Annotated in this window: 19 protein-coding genes and 1 pseudogene; 13 read left to right on the top strand and 7 right to left on the bottom strand. The window is 74.4% G+C overall.

The genetic code is table 11. The features are described 5' to 3' along the window. The first annotated feature begins 17 nt into the window (after positions 1–17). The 9 genes from OIE51_RS04465 to OIE51_RS04425 all read left to right on the top strand — a co-directional run bounded on the left by OIE51_RS04465 (position 18) and on the right by OIE51_RS04425 (position 8,698). A complete protein-coding gene (locus tag OIE51_RS04465; RefSeq protein WP_326595664.1) occupies positions 18–854 on the top strand; it encodes a M55 family metallopeptidase in 837 nt (278 codons plus the stop codon). Next, a complete protein-coding gene (locus OIE51_RS04460) occupies positions 847–2,181 on the top strand; it encodes a M20/M25/M40 family metallo-hydrolase (protein ID WP_326595662.1) in 1,335 nt (444 codons plus the stop codon). The genes OIE51_RS04465 and OIE51_RS04460 overlap by 8 nt, the downstream gene beginning before the upstream one ends. Before the next feature lie 10 nt (positions 2,182–2,191). Further along, positions 2,192–4,198 carry a prolyl oligopeptidase family serine peptidase gene (locus OIE51_RS04455; RefSeq protein ID WP_326595661.1) on the top strand — a complete coding sequence of 669 codons (2,007 nt, stop codon included), beginning with the start codon at positions 2,192–2,194 and terminating at the stop codon, positions 4,196–4,198. Beyond that, positions 4,195–4,704, top strand: a complete 510-nt coding sequence (locus OIE51_RS04450; RefSeq protein WP_326595660.1) for a DinB family protein — start codon at positions 4,195–4,197, stop codon at positions 4,702–4,704. Before OIE51_RS04455 ends, OIE51_RS04450 begins: the two co-directional genes overlap by 4 nt. A gap of 108 nt (positions 4,705–4,812) precedes the next feature. Further along, entirely contained in the window at positions 4,813–5,229 is a 417-nt protein-coding gene (locus OIE51_RS04445; protein WP_326595658.1) for a CBS domain-containing protein, read from the top strand. A 189-nt stretch (positions 5,230–5,418) separates the two neighbouring features. Continuing rightward, complete coding sequence (locus tag OIE51_RS04440; RefSeq protein ID WP_326595657.1) at positions 5,419–5,661, top strand: hypothetical protein; 243 nt, start codon at positions 5,419–5,421, stop codon at positions 5,659–5,661. A 94-nt stretch (positions 5,662–5,755) separates the two neighbouring features. After that, positions 5,756–7,654, top strand: coding sequence for a DUF5107 domain-containing protein (locus OIE51_RS04435; RefSeq protein ID WP_326600489.1), 1,899 nt, complete (start codon positions 5,756–5,758; stop codon positions 7,652–7,654). Between the two features lie 68 nt (positions 7,655–7,722). Beyond that, positions 7,723–8,220, top strand: coding sequence for an anthrone oxygenase family protein (locus OIE51_RS04430; protein WP_326595656.1), 498 nt, complete (start codon positions 7,723–7,725; stop codon positions 8,218–8,220). Positions 8,221–8,323: 103 nt separating this feature from the next. Beyond that, positions 8,324–8,698: a DoxX family protein gene (locus OIE51_RS04425; RefSeq protein ID WP_326595655.1), complete on the top strand. Its 375-nt coding sequence runs from the start codon at positions 8,324–8,326 to the stop codon at positions 8,696–8,698. Between the two features lie 51 nt (positions 8,699–8,749). Here OIE51_RS04425 and OIE51_RS04420 read toward each other — a convergent pair whose 3' ends face one another. Further along, positions 8,750–9,556, bottom strand: a complete 807-nt coding sequence (locus OIE51_RS04420) for a methyltransferase domain-containing protein (RefSeq protein WP_326595654.1) — start codon at positions 9,554–9,556, stop codon at positions 8,750–8,752. A 150-nt stretch (positions 9,557–9,706) separates the two neighbouring features. Here OIE51_RS04420 and OIE51_RS04415 point away from each other — a divergent pair, with 150 nt between their 5' ends. Beyond that, the gene (locus tag OIE51_RS04415) at positions 9,707–10,744 is read left to right on the top strand and encodes an MBL fold metallo-hydrolase (protein ID WP_326595653.1); all 1,038 of its coding nucleotides are present in this window, start codon (positions 9,707–9,709) and stop codon (positions 10,742–10,744) included. A 188-nt stretch (positions 10,745–10,932) separates the two neighbouring features. Here OIE51_RS04415 and OIE51_RS04410 read toward each other — a convergent pair whose 3' ends face one another. Together OIE51_RS04410 and OIE51_RS04405 are read right to left on the bottom strand one after the other, a co-directional pair. Beyond that, the gene (locus tag OIE51_RS04410; protein ID WP_326595652.1) at positions 10,933–11,604 is read right to left on the bottom strand and encodes a DedA family protein; all 672 of its coding nucleotides are present in this window, start codon (positions 11,602–11,604) and stop codon (positions 10,933–10,935) included. Next, positions 11,601–12,377, bottom strand: coding sequence for an MBL fold metallo-hydrolase (locus tag OIE51_RS04405; RefSeq protein ID WP_326595651.1), 777 nt, complete (start codon positions 12,375–12,377; stop codon positions 11,601–11,603). The genes OIE51_RS04410 and OIE51_RS04405 overlap by 4 nt, the downstream gene beginning before the upstream one ends. Before the next feature lie 97 nt (positions 12,378–12,474). On the opposite strand from OIE51_RS04405, the gene OIE51_RS04400 reads away from it, so the two are divergent. Further along, a complete protein-coding gene (locus OIE51_RS04400) occupies positions 12,475–14,727 on the top strand; it encodes a phage holin family protein (RefSeq protein ID WP_442811863.1) in 2,253 nt (750 codons plus the stop codon). Positions 14,728–14,772: 45 nt separating this feature from the next. Beyond that, positions 14,773–15,078: a 4a-hydroxytetrahydrobiopterin dehydratase gene (locus OIE51_RS04395; RefSeq protein ID WP_326595648.1), complete on the top strand. Its 306-nt coding sequence runs from the start codon at positions 14,773–14,775 to the stop codon at positions 15,076–15,078. Between the two features lie 206 nt (positions 15,079–15,284). Here OIE51_RS04395 and OIE51_RS04390 read toward each other — a convergent pair whose 3' ends face one another. Both OIE51_RS04390 and OIE51_RS04385 read right to left on the bottom strand, forming a co-directional pair. Next, the gene (locus tag OIE51_RS04390) at positions 15,285–16,877 is read right to left on the bottom strand and encodes a molybdopterin-dependent oxidoreductase (protein WP_442811862.1); all 1,593 of its coding nucleotides are present in this window, start codon (positions 16,875–16,877) and stop codon (positions 15,285–15,287) included. A gap of 87 nt (positions 16,878–16,964) precedes the next feature. After that, positions 16,965–17,807 carry an aldo/keto reductase gene (locus tag OIE51_RS04385; protein WP_326595646.1) on the bottom strand — a complete coding sequence of 281 codons (843 nt, stop codon included), beginning with the start codon at positions 17,805–17,807 and terminating at the stop codon, positions 16,965–16,967. A gap of 126 nt (positions 17,808–17,933) precedes the next feature. Between OIE51_RS04385 and OIE51_RS04380 the strand changes: the two genes are divergently transcribed. Continuing rightward, positions 17,934–18,902, top strand: coding sequence for a bile acid:sodium symporter family protein (locus tag OIE51_RS04380; RefSeq protein ID WP_326595645.1), 969 nt, complete (start codon positions 17,934–17,936; stop codon positions 18,900–18,902). Positions 18,903–19,025: 123 nt separating this feature from the next. Here OIE51_RS04380 and OIE51_RS04375 read toward each other — a convergent pair whose 3' ends face one another. Together OIE51_RS04375 and OIE51_RS04370 are read right to left on the bottom strand one after the other, a co-directional pair. After that, the gene (locus OIE51_RS04375; RefSeq protein ID WP_326595644.1) at positions 19,026–19,400 is read right to left on the bottom strand and encodes a Scr1 family TA system antitoxin-like transcriptional regulator; all 375 of its coding nucleotides are present in this window, start codon (positions 19,398–19,400) and stop codon (positions 19,026–19,028) included. 5 nt (positions 19,401–19,405) lie between these two features. Beyond that, positions 19,406–19,572: pseudogene (locus OIE51_RS04370) on the bottom strand (tetratricopeptide repeat protein); the annotation flags it as partial. Positions 19,573–19,581: the final 9 nt, after the last annotated feature.

The raw sequence follows: 19,581 nt of genomic DNA, 5'->3' as shown, positions 1-19,581 counted from the left end.
GGGTAACGTGGCTGGGCATGACCAAGATCCTCATCTCGGCCGACATGGAGGGGGCCACCGGGGTGACCTGGCCCGCTGACTGTCTGCCCGGGAGGCCGGAGTGGCAGCGGTGCCGGCCGATGTTCACCTCCGATGTGAACGCCGCCATCGCCGGGTTCTTCGATGGCGGGGCCGATGAGGTCCTCGTCAACGAGGCTCATATGTCCATGCGGAACCTGCTGCTCGAACAGCTCGACGAGCGGGCGAGCATGCTCACCGGGCGGCACAAGGCGCTCAGCATGGTCGAAGGGGTGCAGCACGGCGACGTCGACGGCATCGCCTTCGTCGGCTACCACACCGGCGCCGGGGACGAGGGCGTGCTCGCGCACACCTACCTGGGGAACTCGCTGACCGGCGTCTTCGTGGACGGAGTGCGGGCCAGTGAGGGGCTGCTCAACTCGCTGGTCGCCGCCGAGTACGGCACGCCCGTCGTCCTGGTCACCGGTGACGACCGGGCCTGTGCCGACGCGCGCGGTTACGCGCCCGAGGCGCCGACCGTCGCCGTCAAGGACTACGTCTCCCGCTACGCCGCCGTCTGCCGCCCCCCCGCCCGCACGGCCGCCGACATCCGGGCCGCCGCCGCCAAGGCCGTCACGTTCGCCGTCCGGCGCGAGCCCGCCGCGCCCGCGCCGCGTACCGTCGAGATCGAGTTCGACGCCGAACACCTCGCCGGTGCCGCCACCGTCGTGCCCGGCGTGGAGCAGACGGGCCCGCGCCGGGTGGCGTACACCGCGCCGGACATGTACGAGGGAATCCGCTGTTTCAAGGCCGTCACGACCCTGGTATCCGCCGCCGTGGAGGAATGGTATGGCTGACCACATCGACCAGCGGGCTCTGGACGAGGTCGTCCGCTTCACCTCCGACCTGATCCGTTTCGACACCACCAACCGCGGTGGCGGCGACGGCGTCGAGCGGCCCGCCGCCGAGTACGTCGCCGAGCGGCTCGCGGACGCCGGGATCGAGCCGCTGGTGCTGGAGAAGGCGCCCGGCCGGACCAACGTCGTCGCCCGGATCGCCGGCACGGACCCGAGCGCCGACGCGCTGCTCGTGCACGGCCACCTCGACGTGGTGCCCGCGGACCCGGACGAGTGGACGGTTCCCCCGTTCTCCGGCGAGATCCGCGACGGCGTCGTCTGGGGGCGGGGCGCCGTGGACATGAAGGACTCCGACGCCATGGTGCTCGCCGTCGTCCGCGCCTGGGCGCGGGCGGGCGTGCGGCCCCGGCGCGACATCGTGCTCGCGTTCACCGCCGACGAGGAGGACACCGCCCAGTTCGGCTCGAACTTCCTCGTCACCACCCGCCCCGAACTGTTCGACGGCTGCACCGAGGCGGTGGGGGAGTCCGGCGCCTACACCTTCCACCCCGGGGACGGCCGCCGCATCTACCCGGTGGCGGCGGGAGAGCGCGGCACGTCCTGGCTCGCGCTGACCGCGCGGGGCCGGGCGGGGCACGGCTCCAAGATCAACCCCGAGAACGCCGTCACCCGGCTGGCCGCCGCCGTCACCCGGATCGGCGAGCACACCTGGCCGGTGCGGCTGACGCCGACCGTGCGGGCGGCCCTCGTGGAGCTGACGGCGCTCTACGGCCTGCCGCTGCCCGACCTCGACGGCGAGGTGGCGGGAGCGACCGTGGACGACCTGCTGGCCCGCATCGGCCCGGCCGCCGGCCTGGTCGCCGCGACCGTCCGCAACAGTGCCAACCCCACGATGCTGGACGCCGGTTACAAGCTGAACGTGATCCCGGGCAGCGCGACCGCGTACGTCGACGGGCGGGTCCTGCCGGGCGGCGACGACGAGTTCATGGCCACACTCGACCGGCTGACCGGCCCCGACGTGGAGTGGACCTACGCGCATCGCGAGATCCCGCTCGAAGCGCCGGTGGACGCCCCGGCGTTCGCCGTGATGCGCGAGGCGCTGTCGCACTTCGACCCCGGCGCGCACGTGATCCCGTACTGCATGTCGGGCGGCACCGACGCCAAGCAGTTCTCCCGCCTGGGGATGCGGAGTTACGGGTACATGCCGCTGCGGCTGCCCGAAGGCTTCGACTACCAGGCGATGTTTCACGGCGTGGACGAGCGCGTCCCGGTCGCCGCTCTGCACTTCGGCACTCACGTCCTCGACCGCGCGCTGCGCGCCCTGTGAGGCTGGGGGCATGAAACGACAGGAGCCTTACGGTAGTTGGCCGTCGCCCATCGATGCGGCGCTGGTCGCCGCGCACGACGGCGCGCCCGAGTACCTGGGAGCGGTCGGCGCCGAGCTGTGGTGGACCGCGCCCCGGCCCGCCGAGGGCGGGCGGCGGGCGCTGCTACGGCTGACCGGTGACGGCGGCGGGCCGGTGTCCGTCCTTCCGCCGCCGTGGAACGTCCGCAACCGCGTGATCGAGTACGGCGGTCGGCCCTGGGCCGCCGTGCCGCGCGAACAGGGCGGCCCGCTCGCCGTGTTCACCCACTTCGCCGACCAGCGCCTGTACGCCGTGGAGCCCGACGGCGACCCGGCGCCGCGCCCGCTCACGCCCGTCTCGGACATCGGCGGCGGATTGCGCTGGTGCGACCTGCGGATCGTGCCCGAGTGGGGCGAAGTGTGGTGCGTGCTGGAGGAGTTCACCGGGGAGGGGCCGGGCGATCTGCGGCGGGTCCCGGTGGCCGTGCCGCTGGACGGCTCGGCGGCGGGCGACCGTTCCGCCATCCGGGAGCTGGACGGTGACCGGCACCGTTTCGTCACCGGGCCGCGCCTGTCCCCGGACGGCCGCCGGGCGGTCTGGCTGGCGTGGGACCACCCGCGCATGCCGTGGGACGGCACCGAGCTGAAGATCGCGGACGTGACCGGCACGCCGCCCCGCCTCACGGCCGTCCGCACCCTCGTCGGCGGCCCCGAGGAATCCATCGCCCAGGCCGACTGGGCGCCGGACGGCACCCTGCTGGCCGCCACCGACCGCACCGGCTGGTGGAACCTCCACCGGGTCGACCCGGACACCGGCCACGCGGTCAACCTCTGCCCGTTGGACGAGGAGTTCGCCGGGCCGCTGTGGCGTGTCGGCCCCGGCTGGTTCGCGCCCCTGGCCGACGGGACCGTCGCCGTCGTCCACGGCCGGGGCGACGCCCGGCTGGGCCTCCTCGACCCGGACACCGGCGATCTGGCGGACGTGCCGGGGCCGTGGACCGAGTGGTCGCCGGCGCTCGCCGTCCAGGGCACCCTCGTCTCCGGCATCGCGGCCGGTCCGCACCGCGATCACGAGATCGTCAGCCTCGACACCGCCACCGGCCACTGCCGGGTGGTGGCCGAGCCGCACCACGACGCCGTCGACCCGGCGTACTACCCCGAGCCGGTCGCCCGCGTCCTGCCGGGCCCCGGCGGCCGGGAGATCCACGCGCACGTCTACCCGCCCCGCAACCCCGAGGCGCGGGGCCCGGACGGCGCGGCGCCGCCGTACGTCATCTGGGCGCACGGCGGCCCGACCTCGCGCGCCTCGCTGGTGCTGGACCTGGAGATCGCCTACTTCACCTCGCGCGGCATCGGCGTCGCCGAGGTCGACTACGGCGGCTCCACCGGCTACGGCCGCGCGTACCGGAACCGGCTGCGCGAGCAGTGGGGCGTCGTGGACGTCGAGGACTGCGCCGCCGTCGCCCGCGCGCTGGCCGCCGAGGGCACCGCCGATCCGGCGCGGCTGGCCATCCGGGGCGGCAGCGCCGGCGGCTGGACGGTGGCCGCCTCACTGGTCTCGCCGACCGCCGAGGGCCTGTACGTCTGCGGCACGATCAAGTACCCCATCCTCGACCTGACCGGCTGGGCGATCGACGAGACCCACGATTTCGAGTCCCACTACCTGGAGACGCTGGTCGGCCCGCTGCGGGAGGTCCCCGAGCGGTACCGCGACCGGTCCCCGGTGCACCACGCCGACCGGATCACCGTGCCGTTCCTGCTGCTCCAGGGCCTGGACGACCCGATCTGCCCGCCCGCGCAGGCCGAACGGCTGCTCGCCGCCGTCGCCGGGCGCGGCGTTCCCCACGCCTACCTGACCTTCCCGGGCGAGGGCCACGGCTTCCGCCGCGCCGCCACCATCGCGCGCGCGATCGAAGCCGAACTCGCCCTCTACCTCCGAGCGTTCGGCATCGACCGGCCCGGCGCCCCAGCTCTCGACCTCGGCGGGGCCGGCCCGTGACCGACGAGCCTCCCCAGACGATCAGCGACCCGCGCGAGCTCCTCGCGTCCTACCTCGACCACTACCGGGCCGTGGTCCTGGAGAAGCTGGACGGCCTCGGCGAAACGGACCTGCGCACCTCGCGGCTGCCCAGCGGCTGGACCCCGCTGGAGCTGCTGTGGCACCTCGCGCACGTCGAACGCCGCTGGCTGGTCTGGGGCTTCCTCGGCGCGAAGGTCCCCGACCCCTGGGCCGACCGCGGCCCGGACGACCGCTGGGCGGTGCCGGCCGGCATGACCACGGCCGAGGTCGTCGCCCGCTTCCGCCAGGAGTGCGCCCGCTCCCGCGAGATCATCGCCGGCGCCGCCCTGACGGACCCGGCGCCGCCGCACAGCGAACGCTTCGCGCCCGGCACCCCGCGCCCGGCCCTGAGCTGGATCCTCTTCCACCTCCTCCAGGAGTACGCCCGGCACGCCGGGCATCTCGACATCGTCCGGGAGCTGACCGACGGCGCCACCGGCGAGTGACACGACGTTCCATCCATCCGAATTCACTCGAATGGCGCATACCGGTCGCCCGGGGGAGGATGGCTGCGGAGGATTGAGACCGACCGAACCGAGGAGGGACGTGACGTCATGACCACCGCTGCCGACATCATGAATCCGGGTGCCCAGTGGATTCCCGCGACCGAGACGCTCGACCGCGCCGCGCAGGTGATGCGCGAGCTCGACGTGGGGGCGCTGCCCGTCAGTGATGAGAACGAGCGCATGTGCGGCATCCTCACCGACCGCGACATCGTCGTGGGCTGTGTCGCGGCCGGGCACGATCCGACGCAGGTGACCGCGGGCGAGCTGTGCAAGGGCACGCCGCGCTGGGTCAGCAGTGACGCGACCGTCGCCGAGGTGCTCCAGGAGATGGAGACCCATCAGATCCGGCGACTGCCGGTGATCGACGGGAACAAGCGCCTGGTCGGCATGATCAGCGAGGCGGACCTCGCCCGTACGCTGACCGACGATCAGATCGCCCAGTTCGTCGAGCGGATCTACGCCTAGGGGCGCGACGGCCGGCACCGCGAGGCGAACGCGCGTCCCCACCCGGGCCCCGGGTGGGGACGCGCTCTGCCGCGCGCTCTGCCGCGTGTCCCCACCGGGCTCCGGCGGGACACAGCGGGACACGGCGGGTCCGGACAGGGCAGTGGGGCCGGACAGGCGAGAGCGGGCAGTTCCTCGCATCCTGGACGCATGACTTACAGCACCAGGAGAACCAAGAGGACCACGACTCCCAAGGACCCCGAGTTCTGGACGCCGGTCCGGATCGGCGTCGCGGCGATCGCCACACTCACCCTCGTCTTCATTTTCGAGAACAGCAGGCGGACGAAGATCCGGCTTCTCATCCCCGAGGTCACCATGCCGCTGTGGCTGGCCCTCCTGGGCACCGGTCTCATCGGCGTGCTGTGCGGGATGTACTTCGTCCGGCGGCGGTGAGACCGGGGCCCTCTGTTCACCGCGCCCTACGCCGTGTTCCATGGTGATCACGCTGCCGTCCGGCGGCGCCCAGGGCGAGGGAGCGAGGGGCACCATGGCACGGACCGGCACGACGACCATCCGCCGCGGCACACTGACCCTGCCCGTCGCGGCCCTCGGCCCCGAGAACCCGCTGCCCGCGCTGCTGCCGCCCGCCGGCGCCCCGGCCGCCCGCTCCGGCCCCGGCCGCAGGCAGCGCGGCCACGCGCCGCTGACCTCCGTCCTGCCGGTCCGGCTGCGCGACGGCTACGGCCGCCGCCGCGTCGACACCGAGCTGGACGTCGTCGTCATCGAGAACGACCGCCTGTCCGTCACCGTCCTGCCCGGCTTCGGCGGCCGGATCCACTCCCTGCGCCACAAGCCCACCGGCCGCGACCTGCTGTACACCAACCCCGTGCTCCAGCCGGTGAACCGCGCGCTCAACGGGGCCTGGTTCTCCGGCGGCATCGAGTGGAACATCGGCGCCCACGGCCGCTCCACCCTCGCCTGCGCCCCCGTCCACGCGGCCGTCGTCGCCGCGCCGGACGGCGGGCGGATGCTGCGGCTGTGGGAGTGGGAGCGGCTGCGGGACACGCCGTTCCAGGTGGACCTGTGGCTCCCGGACGGCTCGGACTTCCTGCACGTCGGCGTCCGCGTGCGGAACCCGCACGAGCGGACCGTTCCCCTCTCGTGGTGGTCGAGCGCCGCCGTTCCCGAGGGGCCCGGCACCCGCGTCCTGGCTCCCGCTGACGAGGCGTGGCAGGTCGGGCCCGAGCGCGAGCCGCGCCGCCTCCCCGTGCCCGGCGACCCGCTGGCCGGGGCCCACCCGGCCGACTGGTTCTACGAGATCCCGCCCGGCACCAGGCCGTGGATCGCCGCCTTCGACCAGCACGGCGACGGCCTGGCCCAGACCTCGACCGCCGCCCTGCGCGGGCGGCGGCTGTCCACCTGGGGCACCGGCCCCGCCGGGCGGCGCCGGCAGCGCCGGCTCACCGAGGAGAACGCCCCCGGCCACGCGGAGATCCAGGCCGGACCGGCGAGCCACGGCCACGGCCACGTGCCGCTGCGCGCGGGCGAGGAGCTGAGCTGGCTGGAGGCGTACGGCCCGCTGACGGCCGCGTCCCGCGACGAGGCCGAGCGGCGCCTCGCGGCGGCGCTCCCGGAGGAGGCGCTGCGGGCGGCCTACGCGGCCTGGCTGCCCTACGCGGACCTCGACCCGAAGGAGATCCTGCACACGGGCAGCGGCTGGGGCGCGCTGGAGGTGGAGCGCGGCGGGTTCGAGCTGCCCGGCACGCCGTTCGACCCGGCCGCGCTCGGCCCCGAGCAGCGGCCCTGGCTGGAGCTGCTGCGTGGCGGGCGGCTGCCCGAGGAGGACTTCGCCCCCGAGCGGCCCCCGGGCCCGAGCCTGGTCTCCCGCCCCTGGCGCGAGCGGCTCGAATACGTGGCGGACGGCCCGTTGACCTACTACCACTTGGGCGTCGCCCAGTGGCACGCGGGCGACCGCGCGCAGGCGCGGCGGAGTTGGGAACGGTCGCTGGCCGCCGCGAAGAGCCCCTGGGCGCTGCGCTGCCTGGCGGTCGCGCACGCTTGCGCCGACCACCCGGAGCGCGCCGCCGCATACGCCCTGGCCGCCACCGAGCTGGCGCTGGACACGGCCTCCGTGCCGATCCCGGCGCTGGCGGCGCTGGCCCGGGAGGCGGTGCCCGCGCTGCTGGCGGTGGGCCGGGCCGCCGAGGCGCGCGGCGTGCTGGACCGGCTGCCTCCGGGGGTCCGGCGGGCGGGTCGGTTCCGGCTGCTGGACGTGCGGGTCCTGATCGCGGAGGGCGAGAGGGCGGCGGCGCGGGCCGCGTTCGACGCGGGCTTCGACGTCGCGGACCTGCGCGATGACGACGAATCCCTCGCCCGGGCCTGGGCGGCCCTCACCGACGAGCCGCTGCCCGAGCGATACGACTTCGGGGCGGGGCCGGTGGCGTAGACGGCCACGCATGGCGGTGAGCCGCTGGATGATGGCCGCCCGCCCCGGTGGGCACTTGACTGGTGGGCATGGCGATCCTCGTAGTCCTCACCGCGTCCGTGGCCCTGCTGACCGCCGCCCTCATGGCGGGAATCTTCCTGTCGTTCACGCTGTCCGTGCTGCCCGGTCTCGACGCGATCGAGCCGGAGCACTCGGTGCGGGCGATGCGGAGCATGAACGACAGCATCCTCAACCCGGCGTTCCTGACCACCTTCATGGGGGTCCCGGTCGCGGCGGTGGCCACCGGGGCGCTGCTGCTCCTGCTCGGCCACCGGGCGGCGGGCCTGGTGTTCCTCGCCGCCGCGGCCGTCTACGTGCTGGGCGTGTTCCTCCCCACGGCGGCGGTCAACGTCCCGCTGAACGACACCCTGGCCGCCGCCGGCGACCACCCCGCCGACGCGGCCGGGGTCTGGGCCGACTTCTCCCCACGCTGGGGCCGCTGGAACGCGGTGCGGTCCGCGTCCAGCGCGGTGACCCTGCTGCTGATCGGGCTGGCCCTGTACCTGTGGGCGCGATCCGACGCCTGAACCCTGTCCCCTGAGCCTGTCCCCAGACCCTACCGGCCAGTAGGATCTGCCGGACCGCCCCGGACCGCCCCGGACCGCCCGGAGACCACGACAGGACAGCGTCATGACCAGCACCCCCAGCCGCCTCGCGCCCCTCGGGCTCGCCGCCGTCCTCGGCGTGATGGGCTTCCTGCACGTCCGGACGCCGAAGCACTTCGACTCGCTCATCCCGGAACGGCTCCCCGGTGACGCCCGCACCTGGACCTACGCCAGCGGCGTCGTCGAGGTGGCCTGCGCGGCGGCCGTCGCCGTCCCGGCCACCCGCCGCGCGGGCGCCCTGGCCTCGGCCGCGCTGTTCGTCGCGGTCTTCCCCGGTAACGTCAAGATGGCGAGGGACTGGAGCGGGCGCGGCACCACCCTCCGCACCCTCGCCTACGCCCGGCTGCCCCTGCAGGTGCCGCTGGTCCAGTGGGCCCTGAAGGTGCGCCGCGAAGCGTAGGCGGGGGCCCGGCCGCGCGGAACGGCGGGCGGCGCCGCCGCTCGCCGCCTCTCACCCGGCGCGGCAGAGGACCTCGCCGTGCACGACCGTGAACCACCCGTCGTCCCGTTCGCCCCACGCGCGCCAGGCGTCCGCGACGCGGCGCAGGTCGGCCGGGGTGGCGTGGCCGCCGGCCACCGCCAGATCGGCGTAGACCGAGGCCGTGGTGCGGTCCGCCCACAGGCCGCTCCACCAGGCGCGGTCCTCAGGAGTGGCGAAGCACCACACCGAGGCCGTCGCGGTGACGTCCGTGAAGCCCGCCTCGCGCGCCCAGGACAGCAGGCGGCGGCCGGCGTCCGGCTCGCCGCCGTTCGCCCTGGCCACCCGGCGGTAGAGGGCCAGCCACTCGTCGAGGCCGGGCAGCAGCGGATACCAGGTCATGGCCGCGTAATCCGCTTCGCGGGCCGCCACCACCCCGCCCGGCCGGCACACGCGGCGCGTCTCGCGCAGCGCCCGCACCGGGTCGCCGAGGTGCTGGAGCACCTGGTGCGCGTGGACCACGTCGAAGGAGTCGTCGGGGAAGTCCAGCGCGTGCGCGTCCGCCGTGACGAACCGGACCCCGGTCAGACCGCGCGCCCGCGCCGCCGCCTCGGCGGCGGGCAGGATGTCCGGCGCGTGGTCCACGGCCGTGACCGGCCCCGGCGCGACCCGTTCGGCCAGATCGGCGGTGATGGTGCCCGGACCGCAGCCGAGGTCGAGCAGGGACAGCCCGGGGCGCAGCTCGGGCAGCAGATAGGCCGCGGAGTTCTCCGCGGTGCGCCAGCGGTGGGAACGCAGCACCGACTCGTGATGCCCGTGGGTGTAAACGGCTTCCGACATGTCCGCATCATTCCAGCTGTCTCGTATGTCGAGCGACATCGTCCCGCATGCCGGACAGCCTCACCGTATCGGCCCAACGCCGCCCGGCACCGGATGGCCGCCCGTCCGGCCCGTGCTGGGCTGGGGGAACAGGCCCGATGGGAGGCGCCGATGACGGAACAGATCGAGCGGCGGGACCCGCCTCCGCCGTCCGCCCCGCGCCCGCTGTTCGAGCGGCGCGCCTGGCCGCGCTGCTTCACCGACCGGCTCACCACGCCGCTACCGGGGCTGCCCACCCTGATCCGCATGGCGCGCGGCGGCGCGGGGCGGCCGGGCGCGGCGGCCCCGCGAGACACCGCCGGGCTGCCGTTCGCCCCCGGACCGCTGCCGCCCGCCGACGCCCGGACGGTCGCGGTCACCTGGGCCGGGCATTCGAGCTGGGTGATCCGCATGGGCGGTCTGACCGTCCTCACCGACCCCGTCTGGTCGCGGAAGATCCTCGCCACCCCGGCCCGGCTCACCCCCGTCGGCGTGGCCTGGGCGGAGCTGCCGCCGGTGGACGCGGTGGTCATCTCGCACAACCACTACGACCACCTCGACGCCCCCACCCTCAAACGGTTGCCACGCCGCACCGCCCTGTTCGTCCCGGCCGGCCTCGCCGCCTGGTGCCGGCGCCGGGGCTTCAGCCGCGTCACCGAGCTGGACTGGTGGGAGGCGGCGGAGCTGCCCGCGCCCGGCGGCGCCGTCCGTTTCGACTTCGTCCCCGCCCATCACTGGTCCAAGCGGACCCTGACCGACACCTGCCGCTCCCTGTGGGGCGGCTGGGTGCTCACGGACGGCGGCACCGGGCGGCGCATCTACTTCGCGGGGGACACCGGATACGGGCACTGGTTCACCGAGATCGGCGCCCGTTTCCCCGAGATCGACCTGGCGCTGCTGCCCATCGGCGCCTACGACCCGCCCTGGCTGCACCGGGCCGTGCACACCGACCCCGAGGAGGCCGTGCGCGCCTGCCGTGACGTCGGGGCGGTGCGGATGGCGCCCATGCATTGGGCCACGTTCACGCTGTCCGCCGAGCCGCCGATGGAGCCCATCGTCCGGGCGCGCGCCGCCTGGCGGGCGGCGGGGCTCCCGACCGGGCGGCTGTGGGACCTGCCGGTCGGCGCCTCGCGCGTGCTGGAGGAGAGGACCGGGACCGCGGGGGCCTGACCGGCCCGACCGGCCCGAGCCGTTCCCGCGCGATCAGTCCTGTTCGGCCGCCACGCGCCGCGGCACGCCGCCGAGCACAGGCGGACCGCGCCCCGGACACCGCGTACCCGCCGTCGCGACGAACGACGGCACGCCGCGCGGCTCGACCCGCCGCGGTCCGGGCGGTCTGGGCGGTCCGGGCAGGTGGGCTAGTTCGGCTCGGCGGCCGGGGACGGGCCGCCGGGCGGGTGCGGGCGGAGGCGGCGCCAGGCCGTCGGGACCGCCGCGATCAGCAGGGTGAGCGCCACCGCCGCCGCCACGCCCTGCCAGGGCCGCGGGAACAGCGCGCCGCCCACCACGCCCAGCAGCAGATACGTGCCCGCCCAGCCCAGCGCCGCCGGCAGGTCGCCGCGCAGATAGACCCGCATCGGCATCCGCGCGAGCAGGCACGCCAGCATCACCGGGATACGCCCCGCCGGCACCAGCCGCGACACCAGCAGCACCACCGCGCCCCGGCTCTCCAGCCGGGCCTGGGCCCGTTCCAGCGTCGCGGGCGCGACCTGGCCGCGCATCCGGTCCAGCCAGCGCGACCCGTTGCGCGACCGCACCCCGCGCCGGCCCAGCCAGTACAGGATCGCGTCACCGAGGAACGCCGCGCCCGTCGCGATCAGGAACACCAGCACACACGAGACGGCCGCGTCGCTGTGGTGGAACGCGACGGCCGCCGACGTGCTGACCACCGCGCCGGTCGGCACCACCGGCACCAGTGCCCCCAGCAGCACCAGCAGGAACAGCGACGGATAGCCGATCGCCTGCTGCGTCGTCTCCGGCGACACCGCCCGCGACGCCGCCAGCGCGCACTCCGCCCCCGCCGCCGTCATCCGGTCACCGCCGGCCGCACGCTCTCGCCGTGCCCGAGTTGGTGCACCCGCACCTCGGGCGCGATCCGCGCCGCGTGCCGCACGAACTCGTCGCCGGGGGAGTGGAATTCGTGCGGCCGGACGCCGTCGAGCCCCAGCGGCCAGTACGTCCCGTAGTGCACCGGCACGGCGGAGTGCGGGCGCAGCAGGGCCAGCGCCTCGGCGGCCCGCTCCGCGTTCAGATGGCCGTGCCCGAGCCTGGGGCCCCAGCCCCCGACCGGCAGCAGCACCGTGTCCACCGGCCCGGCCTCTCTCGCCATCGCCTCGAACAGATCGGTGTCGCCCGCGTAATACGTCCGCGCCTCGCCCTCCACGACGAAGCCGAGCGCCGTGATCCGGCGCGGCCCGAACGGCAGCCGCCGCCCGTCGTGCGCCGCCGGCACCGCCCGTACCGTCACCTCGCCCACCCGCACCGAGTCGCCCGGCACCACCTCGCGCACACTGAGCCGCGCCGCCAGCCGCCGCAGCCCGGACACCGCCGCCAGGGCGCCGCGCGGCACCACCAGCGGCGTTCCGGGGACGAGTCTGGACAGCGACCGTGGATGCAAATGGTCGGCGTGCAGGTGCGAGATCAGCACCACGTCGGCTTCCCGCGCCGAGACCGGCGGCAACGCGCCGCGCCGCCGTCGCAGATGCGCGCAGCGCCGGGTGAACAGCGGATCGGTCAGCACGGTCGTGCCGGAGTCCCGTACGGTCGTGGTCGCGTGCCCCCACCAGGTGATCTCGACCGCCATCGAGCACTCCTTCCGACCCCCCGGAGGCCCGGGAGAAGCCGTCCGTCCGGTCCAGCATGCCAGGCGCAGGTGGACCCGTGCGCGGCGATCGTCCGGGATGGGGACAATTGCAGTCCTGAGCGAGGGGGAAGGCGGGCACGTGCCGGAGACCGGATCGGCGACGGGGACGGGATCGGGGACAGGAACGGGAACGGTGACGGGGACGGGATCGGGGACAGGGACGGGATCGGGGACGGGATCAGGGACGGAGCCCGTGGCGAACGGCGCGACGGCCGCCGGGTGGCGCACGCGCGGCGGCGCCCTGCTGCGGGTGCTCGCCGTCTGGGCGGTCAGCACGCTCACCCTGGTCCTGCTCGCCGTGCTGCTGCCCGACTTCCGCCTCCAGTCCGCCGATGGCGACAGCTTCACCCGCGTCGGCCTCACCGCCGCGCTCGGCGCCGGCTGCTTCGGCCTGCTCAACGCCCTGGTCTGGCCCTGGCTGGTGCGCGCTCTGCTGCTGGTGCCCGCCCTCGCCCTCGGCTCGCTGGTCTTCCTGCTCAACGGCTCCCTGCTGCTGCTCGCCCTGAGCGCCATCCCGGACGGCCGGGGCGAGGCCGGCCCCGGGACCGCCGTGGTGGTGGCGGCGGTGATGTCCGTCTCCTCCTCCGCCACCAGCACGTTCCTCGCCGTCACCGACCGGGGCGCGCAGCGGCGCAGGCTGAGTCGCCTGGCCGGGTCGGTACCCGTCCGCCGCACCCGCACGCCCGGCACGGTCTTCCTCCAGCTCGACGGCATCGGCTGCGACCTGCTGTGCGAGGCCGTCGCCGGGGACCGCCCGCTGATGCCCACGGTCGCCGCGATGTGCGGCACCACCCACCGGCTGACTCCGTGGCGCACCGACTGGTCGAGCCAGACCGGCGCCTCCCAACTCGCCATCCTGCACGGCGGCAACGAGGACGTGCCCGCGTTCCGCTGGTACGAGAAGGAGACCGGCGAGCTGATCATCAGCAACCGCCCCTCCAGCGCCGCCGAGCTCCAGCGGCGGGCCGTGGCTCGGAGCGGCACCCCCGGGCTGCTGGCCGACGACGGCGCCAGCCGGGGCAACCTCTTCACCGGCGGTGCCGGGCAGGCCGCGCTGGTGCTGTCCGTCGCCGCCCGGCGCGGTCGGGGACAGCGTTCCCGCGCCGGGTACTTCGCGTATTTCTCCGACCCCGCGCTCGCCGCCCGCACGGCCGGCTCGTTCACGGCTGAGCTGGTCCGCGAGATCTGCCAGTCGGTGCGGTCCCGGTTGCGTGGCGACCGGCCGCGCGTCAGCCGGGGCGGGCTCTACCCGCTGATCCGGGCCTTCGCCACGGTCGTGCAGCGGGACGTCGTGACCGCCGCCGTGATCGGGGATCTGCTCAACGGGCGCACCGCCGTCTACGCCGACCTCGTCGCCTACGACGAGGTCGCCCACCACTCGGGGCCGCGCGGCCGGGACACCCGGCAGGTGCTGCGCGCGCTGGACCGCTGCGTGCGGCGGATCGCGCAGGCCACGGAGTACGCGCCCCGGCCCTACCACCTGGTGCTGCTGTCGGACCACGGGCAGAGCCACGGCGAGACGTTCGCGGGCGCCTACGGGCTCACGCTGGAGGAGCTGGTACGGATCGGCTGCGGCCGGCCCGTGCCCCGCCAGCCCCGCCGGCCCGAGTCCGGCGCGGAGGCGCGCGGCGCGGCGCGGGCCGCGCTGCACCGTCCCGAGGTCTCGCCCGAGCCACCGCCCGCCGTTGAGGCGGAGCCGGAGGGCGCCGGGGCCGGGCGGCGGACCGCGCCCGTGGTCCTCGGCTCGGGGAACCTGGGTCTGGTCTCCTTCCCCGACCTGCCGGGCCGCGCCTGCCGCGAGGCCATCGAGGACCGCCACCCAGCGCTGCTGCCCACCCTGGCGGAACACCCGGGGATCGGCTTCGTACTGGTCCACAGCGAACGGCACGGCCCGGTCGTCCTGGGCGCCGGCGGCGCCGAACACCGTCTGGACACCGGGGAGATCGTGGGCGACGACCCGCTGGCCCCGTTCGGCCCGGGCGCGGCGGCGGCCGTCCGCCGGACCTCCGGCTTCCCGCACGCCGCCGACATCATGATCAACTCGTCCGTGGACCCGGCCACCGGCGCGGTGCACGCGTTCGAGGACCAGATCGGCTGCCACGGCGGACTGGGCGGCGAGCAGACCCGGGCCTTTCTGATGTCGCCGGTCACGTTCTCCCCGCCGACGCCGCCGGGCGGCGAGCTGGCGGGTGCCGAGGCCGTCCACCGGGTGCTGCGCCGCTGGCTGCGCGAGGCGACGGCCGCCGACCCGGACCGGCGACCGGAGGCGGCGACACCGGCCGCACCCTAGGGTTGGGGTGGATCATCGGCGGCACGGCACCGAGGGGAGCACGTCATGGCACCGCATCCGCTGAACGAGCTGGAGATCGCCGAGACGCTGAGCGGACTGCCCGGCTGGTCGCTGGTGGACGACCACCTCGTGCGCCGCTACCGGCTGGCCGGCCACCCGCAGGCCGTCGCGCTGCTGGTGCACATCGCCACCGTGCAGGAGGAGGTGAACCACCACGCGGACCTGACGGTCAGCTACGACCACCTCGCCGTCTCGGTGAACACCCACAGCGTCGGCGGCAAGGTCACCGAGCTGGACGTGATCCTCGCCCGCCGCATCGACGCCCTCGCCCCGGCCCACGACGCGACCTGACGCCCGGGCGCCCGGGCGCGGCGCCCGAGTGTCAACAAGGCTGGTGGTCAGCACACCCGGTGTCCCGCGCCGCACGTTCGTTGGGGGAGTTCGGCGCGTGTTCCGCTCGGGAGATCCAGCTCCCAGCAGGCACGTGAGCCACCCTGCCGGGGCTGGGGAGCGGTCGCCTCATGAGGCGAGCTCCGGACGCGGGACACGAGCCCCGGCTAGCCCTCCCTCACCGTCACGCCCACCGAGTGCCAGCCCGTCGCGCCATCGGGGGCCGTGCCGGAGTACTCCTCCGTCTGTGTGTATCCGGAGCGGTCGGTCGCGCGGACCTGGAGGCGGTGTTCGCCCGGCTCGGCCTGCCAGTCCCACACCCACTGCCGCCAGGTGTCGGCGGTCGTCTCCTCGGCCAGCCGGGCCTCCTGCCAGCGGCCCTCGTTCACCCGCACCTCGACGCGTTCGACGCCGGTGTGCTGCGCCCACGCGACTCCGGCCACCGGGACCGTGCCGGGCCGCACCGGCGTCGAGCGGCGCGGGGTGTCGATCCGGGACTGGGTCTTGATCGGGCCCCGCGCGGCCCAGCCACGGTTCACCCAGTACGCGTCGTAGTCCGCGAACGTCGTCAGCTCCAGTTCGTCCAGCCACTTGCACGCCGACACGTAGCCGTACAGCCCCGGCACCACCATGCGGACGGGGAAGCCGTGTTCGAACGGCAGCGGTTCGCCGTTCATGCCCACCGCCAGCAGCGCGTCCCGGCCGTCCATGACCGTCTCCAGCGGGGAGCCGAGCGTCATGCCGTCCACCGAACGCGCCACGAGCTGGTCGGCCGGTCCGCCCTCGGACGGCGGCCGGACGCCCGCCCCGCGCAGCAGGTCGGCCAGCCGCACGCCGACCCAGCGGGCGTTGCCGATGAGGGTTCCACCGACCGCGTTGGACACGCAGGCAAGGGTGATGTCACGTTCGATCAGCTCCCCGCCGAGCAGGTCGTCGAATGTCACGGTCAGCGGGCGGGCCACGCCCGTGCCGTGCACGCGCAGCCGCCACCGGGTGGCGTCCACGCGCGGGACGCGCAGCGCGGTGTCGATCCGGTAGAAGTCGCGGGTGGTGGTGACGTACGGGCTGAGCCCCTCGACGTCGAACGCGGCGCCGGGCGGCACCGGCCCGGCCGGGGAGTCCGCCGCCGGGATGGTCACGGCGGCGCGGGACGCGGCGGCCTGAGCGTCGTCGGCCGACCGCAGGCCCCGCCCGAGCACGCCCGCGCCCGCCGACGCGGCGGCGACCGTGGCCGCCGCCGCCACGAAGGCCCGTCGGTCGAAGGCGAGTTCGACCTCGACGTGGCCCTCGTCGTCCTCATACTCGTGGGCGACCGGGACGAGCCGGGCCACCAGCAGGATCAGCACTCCGGCGGCGGTCAGCCCGGCCAGCACGGACGGCACCGCGTCCGACACGCCCGCGCCCGCCCGGGTCACCGCCGCCACCGTGCCCACCACGCCGAACAGCAGCGCGCCCGCCGCGCCCGCGAGGCGCCGCCGGGCCGCCAGCACGCCCAGGCCCAGGGCGAACAGGCCGAGCAGCGCGACGATGCCGATCTCCAGCGCGGCCTTGTCGTTGCCGCCGAAGGTGTCGATCGCCCAGTCCGTGATCCCGGCGGGCGCCAGCTCGATCGCCGCGTCGCCCACCGCCGCCACCGGGCTCGCCTCGCGCCGCACGGCGGCGGCGGCCAGCTCGCCGACGGCGAGTCCGGCCGCCCCCGCCAGGACCCCACTGAGCGCGGCCAGCGCGCGTTCGCTTCTCACCCCGCTATTCGACTCCATGAGGGGGTGGCGGGGAAACCGGGAAAAAAGAACGGAACGCTGACGATTCGCCGGACCGGCCGGCTCCGCCGGCCCCGCCGGCCCCGATCAGCTCCAGTCGAAGGTGTCCGGGTCCGGGCCGATGCGGTTCCCGTTGTCCAGGCCCGTGATCGCCGCCAGGTCGTCGGCGTCCAGCTCGAAGCCGAACACGTCGAAGTTCTCCCTGATCCTGGACGGTGTCGCGGACTTGGGAATCACGACGTTGCCGATCTGGAGGTGCCAGCGCAGCGCCACCTGGGCCGGGGTCCTGCCGTGCTTCTCCGCGATGCCCGCCAGGACCGGCTCGTCCAGCAGGCCCTTGCCCTGGCCCAGCGGCGACCACGCCTCCGTCGCGATGCCGTGCTCGGCGTGGAACGCGCGGGTCTCGGCCTGGGAGAGGTGCGGGTGCAGCTCGATCTGGTTCAGCGACGGCACCACGCCCGTCTCGTCGATCACCCGGCGCAGGTGCGGGGGTTTGAAGTTGGAGACGCCGATGGCCCGCGCCCGTCCGGTCCGGGCGATCTCGTCGAACGTCCGCAGCACGGTGAGGTAGTCGTCGCGCATCGGCCGGGGCCAGTGGACGAGGTAGAGGTCGATGTAGTCGAGCCCGAGCCGGGCGAGGGAGGCGTCGAACTCCCGCAGCACGCTGTCGCGCGTCCAGGTCTCGCCGGCGCTGTTCCACAGCTTGGTGGTGACGAACAGCTCCTCGCGGGGCAGCCCTGACGCCGCCAGCGCCTTTCCGGTGCCCTCCTCGTTCGCGTAGATGGCGGCTGTGTCGATGCTGCGGTACCCCGCCTCCAGGGCCTGGGCGATCACGCGCTCCGCCTCGTCGTCCGGCACCTGCCAGACCCCGAAGCCGAGCTGGGGCATCTTCACACCGTTGTTGAGGGTCACATTCGGGACGCTGCTCACGTGCGTTTCTGTCCTTCTCTGATCGGTCTGCGGTTGGTCACTGATCGGTCTCCTCAGAAAAGAACACCGAACCTCCATGGTCAATCATCGGACCCGCCCAGGCATTCCCTCCGGGCCGACGGGAGAATGCCCGACGTGCGCGGACTGACCCGATTTCTCGACCCCTACGTCCTGCTGCTGCTCGGCACGGTCGGCCTGGCCGCCCTGCTCCCCGCGAGCGGCGCGGTCGGCGACGCCGTGGACGGCACGGCCACCGGGTTCATCGCTCTGCTCTTCTTCCTCTACGGCGCTCGCCTCTCCACCCGGGAGGCGATGGACGGGCTGCGCCACTGGCGGCTGCACCTGACGATCCTGGCGAGCACGTTCGTCCTCTTCCCGCTCTTCGGCCTCGCCGCGCGGGGCCTGGTGCCCTGGCTGATCACCGACGACCTCTACGACGGGCTGCTCTTCCTGTGCCTGGTGCCGTCCACCGTCCAGTCGTCCATCGCCTTCACCTCCCTCGCCCGGGGAAACATCGCCGGGGCCATCGCCGCCGGATCGTTCTCCAGCCTGGTCGGCATCGTCCTCACCCCGCTGCTGGCCGCCGCGCTGATCGGCGGCGACGCCGGCTTCTCCGCCGGCTCGCTGCTCGGCATCGGCGGGCAGCTCCTGCTCCCGTTCCTGCTCGGCCAGCTCCTGCGCCGCTGGATGGGCGACTTCGTCCGACGGAACCGCGCCGTGCTCTCACTGGTCGACCGGGGGGCCATCCTGATCGTCGTCTACGCGGCGTTCAGCGAGGGCGTGAACGCCGGGATATGGGAGGAGGTGAGCTGGCGGCGGCTGGTGGCGCTGTTCGGCGTGGAGGCCGTGCTGCTGGCCGCCATGCTCCTGCTCACCGGCCGGGCCGCCCGCGCGCTGGGCTTCGACCGGGCCGACCGGATCGTCGTCGTCTTCGCCGGGTCGAAGAAGTCGCTGGCCGCCGGGCTGCCCATGGCTGGCGTCATCTTCGGCGGCGACGCGGCGCTCGCCGTGCTGCCGCTGATGATGTTCCACCAGACGCAGCTCATCGTCTGTGCCTACCTGGCTCGCCGCTGGAGCCGTTCGGCGCCCGCGTAGACGTTCATCGACGCGCCGCGCAGGAATCCCCCCATGACACTCCTCTGAAAACGGCGCATCCGCTTGCTCTCACAGCGTGATCGCCGTGTTCCGCTGAGTGCGAGCGTTACCCGCGTTCTCGCATCATCCGGCCTCGGTGCGGAATTCGTCGGCCCAGTTCCGGAGCCGTTGTCGGGCCAACTCACCGACCTCCGCCCGGCTGTGGAAGTGGTCGAACACCGTGATGTAGTGGTCGATGTCCTTCGGGTCGCGAAGTGCCATGCGACCGCTGAAGAGTTCGGCTGTGACCAGTGTCCGGTCGTAGACCGTGAACGTGTGAAAGGGTATTTCCGCGACCGCCGTCGACAGCGGCAGCACGCCGATCAGCACGCTCGGCAGGCGCGAGAGCGAGACGAGCCTGTCGAGTTGGAGTGCCATGATCCCCGGCGGGCAAAGACGCCATCGAGCCGCGGATTCCGTCAGGATGAACTCGAAGCGCTTGGTCCGATCATGGAGCACCGCCTGCGGCCCCCGAAGTCGTCGTCCAGATCGGACAGGCGCGCAGTCCGATCCGCTGCGACCGGCCCGTTCGTGCGGATTCCATGCGGCCGATCACGTCGGGCCATTCCGGAATGGTCAGGGCGACGCTGAGAAGCCCGGCATTGAGAACACCCCTGCGTGACGGGTCCATGTCCGTCCT

The sequence above is a fragment of the Streptomyces sp. NBC_01803 genome (assembly GCF_035917415.1).
GTDB lineage: Bacteria > Actinomycetota > Actinomycetes > Streptomycetales > Streptomycetaceae > Streptomyces.
Note: the sequence above shows the minus strand (reverse complement) of the source record. Positions and strands in the feature narration are given on the sequence as shown.

Coding starts and splice junctions, on each gene's coding strand:
- OIE51_RS04460 (WP_326595662.1), top strand. CDS start 847: ATGGCTGACCACATCGACCAGCGGGCTCTGGACGAGGTCGTCCGCTTC.
- OIE51_RS04410 (WP_326595652.1), bottom strand. CDS start 11,604: ATGACGGCGGCGGGGGCGGAGTGCGCGCTGGCGGCGTCGCGGGCGGTG.
- OIE51_RS04430 (WP_326595656.1), top strand. CDS start 7,723: ATGGCGATCCTCGTAGTCCTCACCGCGTCCGTGGCCCTGCTGACCGCC.
- OIE51_RS04400 (WP_442811863.1), top strand. CDS start 12,475: ATGGGGACAATTGCAGTCCTGAGCGAGGGGGAAGGCGGGCACGTGCCG.
- OIE51_RS04435 (WP_326600489.1), top strand. CDS start 5,756: ATGGCACGGACCGGCACGACGACCATCCGCCGCGGCACACTGACCCTG.
- OIE51_RS04445 (WP_326595658.1), top strand. CDS start 4,813: ATGACCACCGCTGCCGACATCATGAATCCGGGTGCCCAGTGGATTCCC.
- OIE51_RS04390 (WP_442811862.1), bottom strand. CDS start 16,877: ATGGAGTCGAATAGCGGGGTGAGAAGCGAACGCGCGCTGGCCGCGCTC.
- OIE51_RS04465 (WP_326595664.1), top strand. CDS start 18: ATGACCAAGATCCTCATCTCGGCCGACATGGAGGGGGCCACCGGGGTG.
- OIE51_RS04405 (WP_326595651.1), bottom strand. CDS start 12,377: ATGGCGGTCGAGATCACCTGGTGGGGGCACGCGACCACGACCGTACGG.
- OIE51_RS04440 (WP_326595657.1), top strand. CDS start 5,419: ATGACTTACAGCACCAGGAGAACCAAGAGGACCACGACTCCCAAGGAC.
- OIE51_RS04420 (WP_326595654.1), bottom strand. CDS start 9,556: ATGTCGGAAGCCGTTTACACCCACGGGCATCACGAGTCGGTGCTGCGT.
- OIE51_RS04395 (WP_326595648.1), top strand. CDS start 14,773: ATGGCACCGCATCCGCTGAACGAGCTGGAGATCGCCGAGACGCTGAGC.
- OIE51_RS04415 (WP_326595653.1), top strand. CDS start 9,707: ATGACGGAACAGATCGAGCGGCGGGACCCGCCTCCGCCGTCCGCCCCG.
- OIE51_RS04425 (WP_326595655.1), top strand. CDS start 8,324: ATGACCAGCACCCCCAGCCGCCTCGCGCCCCTCGGGCTCGCCGCCGTC.
- OIE51_RS04380 (WP_326595645.1), top strand. CDS start 17,934: ATGCCCGACGTGCGCGGACTGACCCGATTTCTCGACCCCTACGTCCTG.
- OIE51_RS04455 (WP_326595661.1), top strand. CDS start 2,192: ATGAAACGACAGGAGCCTTACGGTAGTTGGCCGTCGCCCATCGATGCG.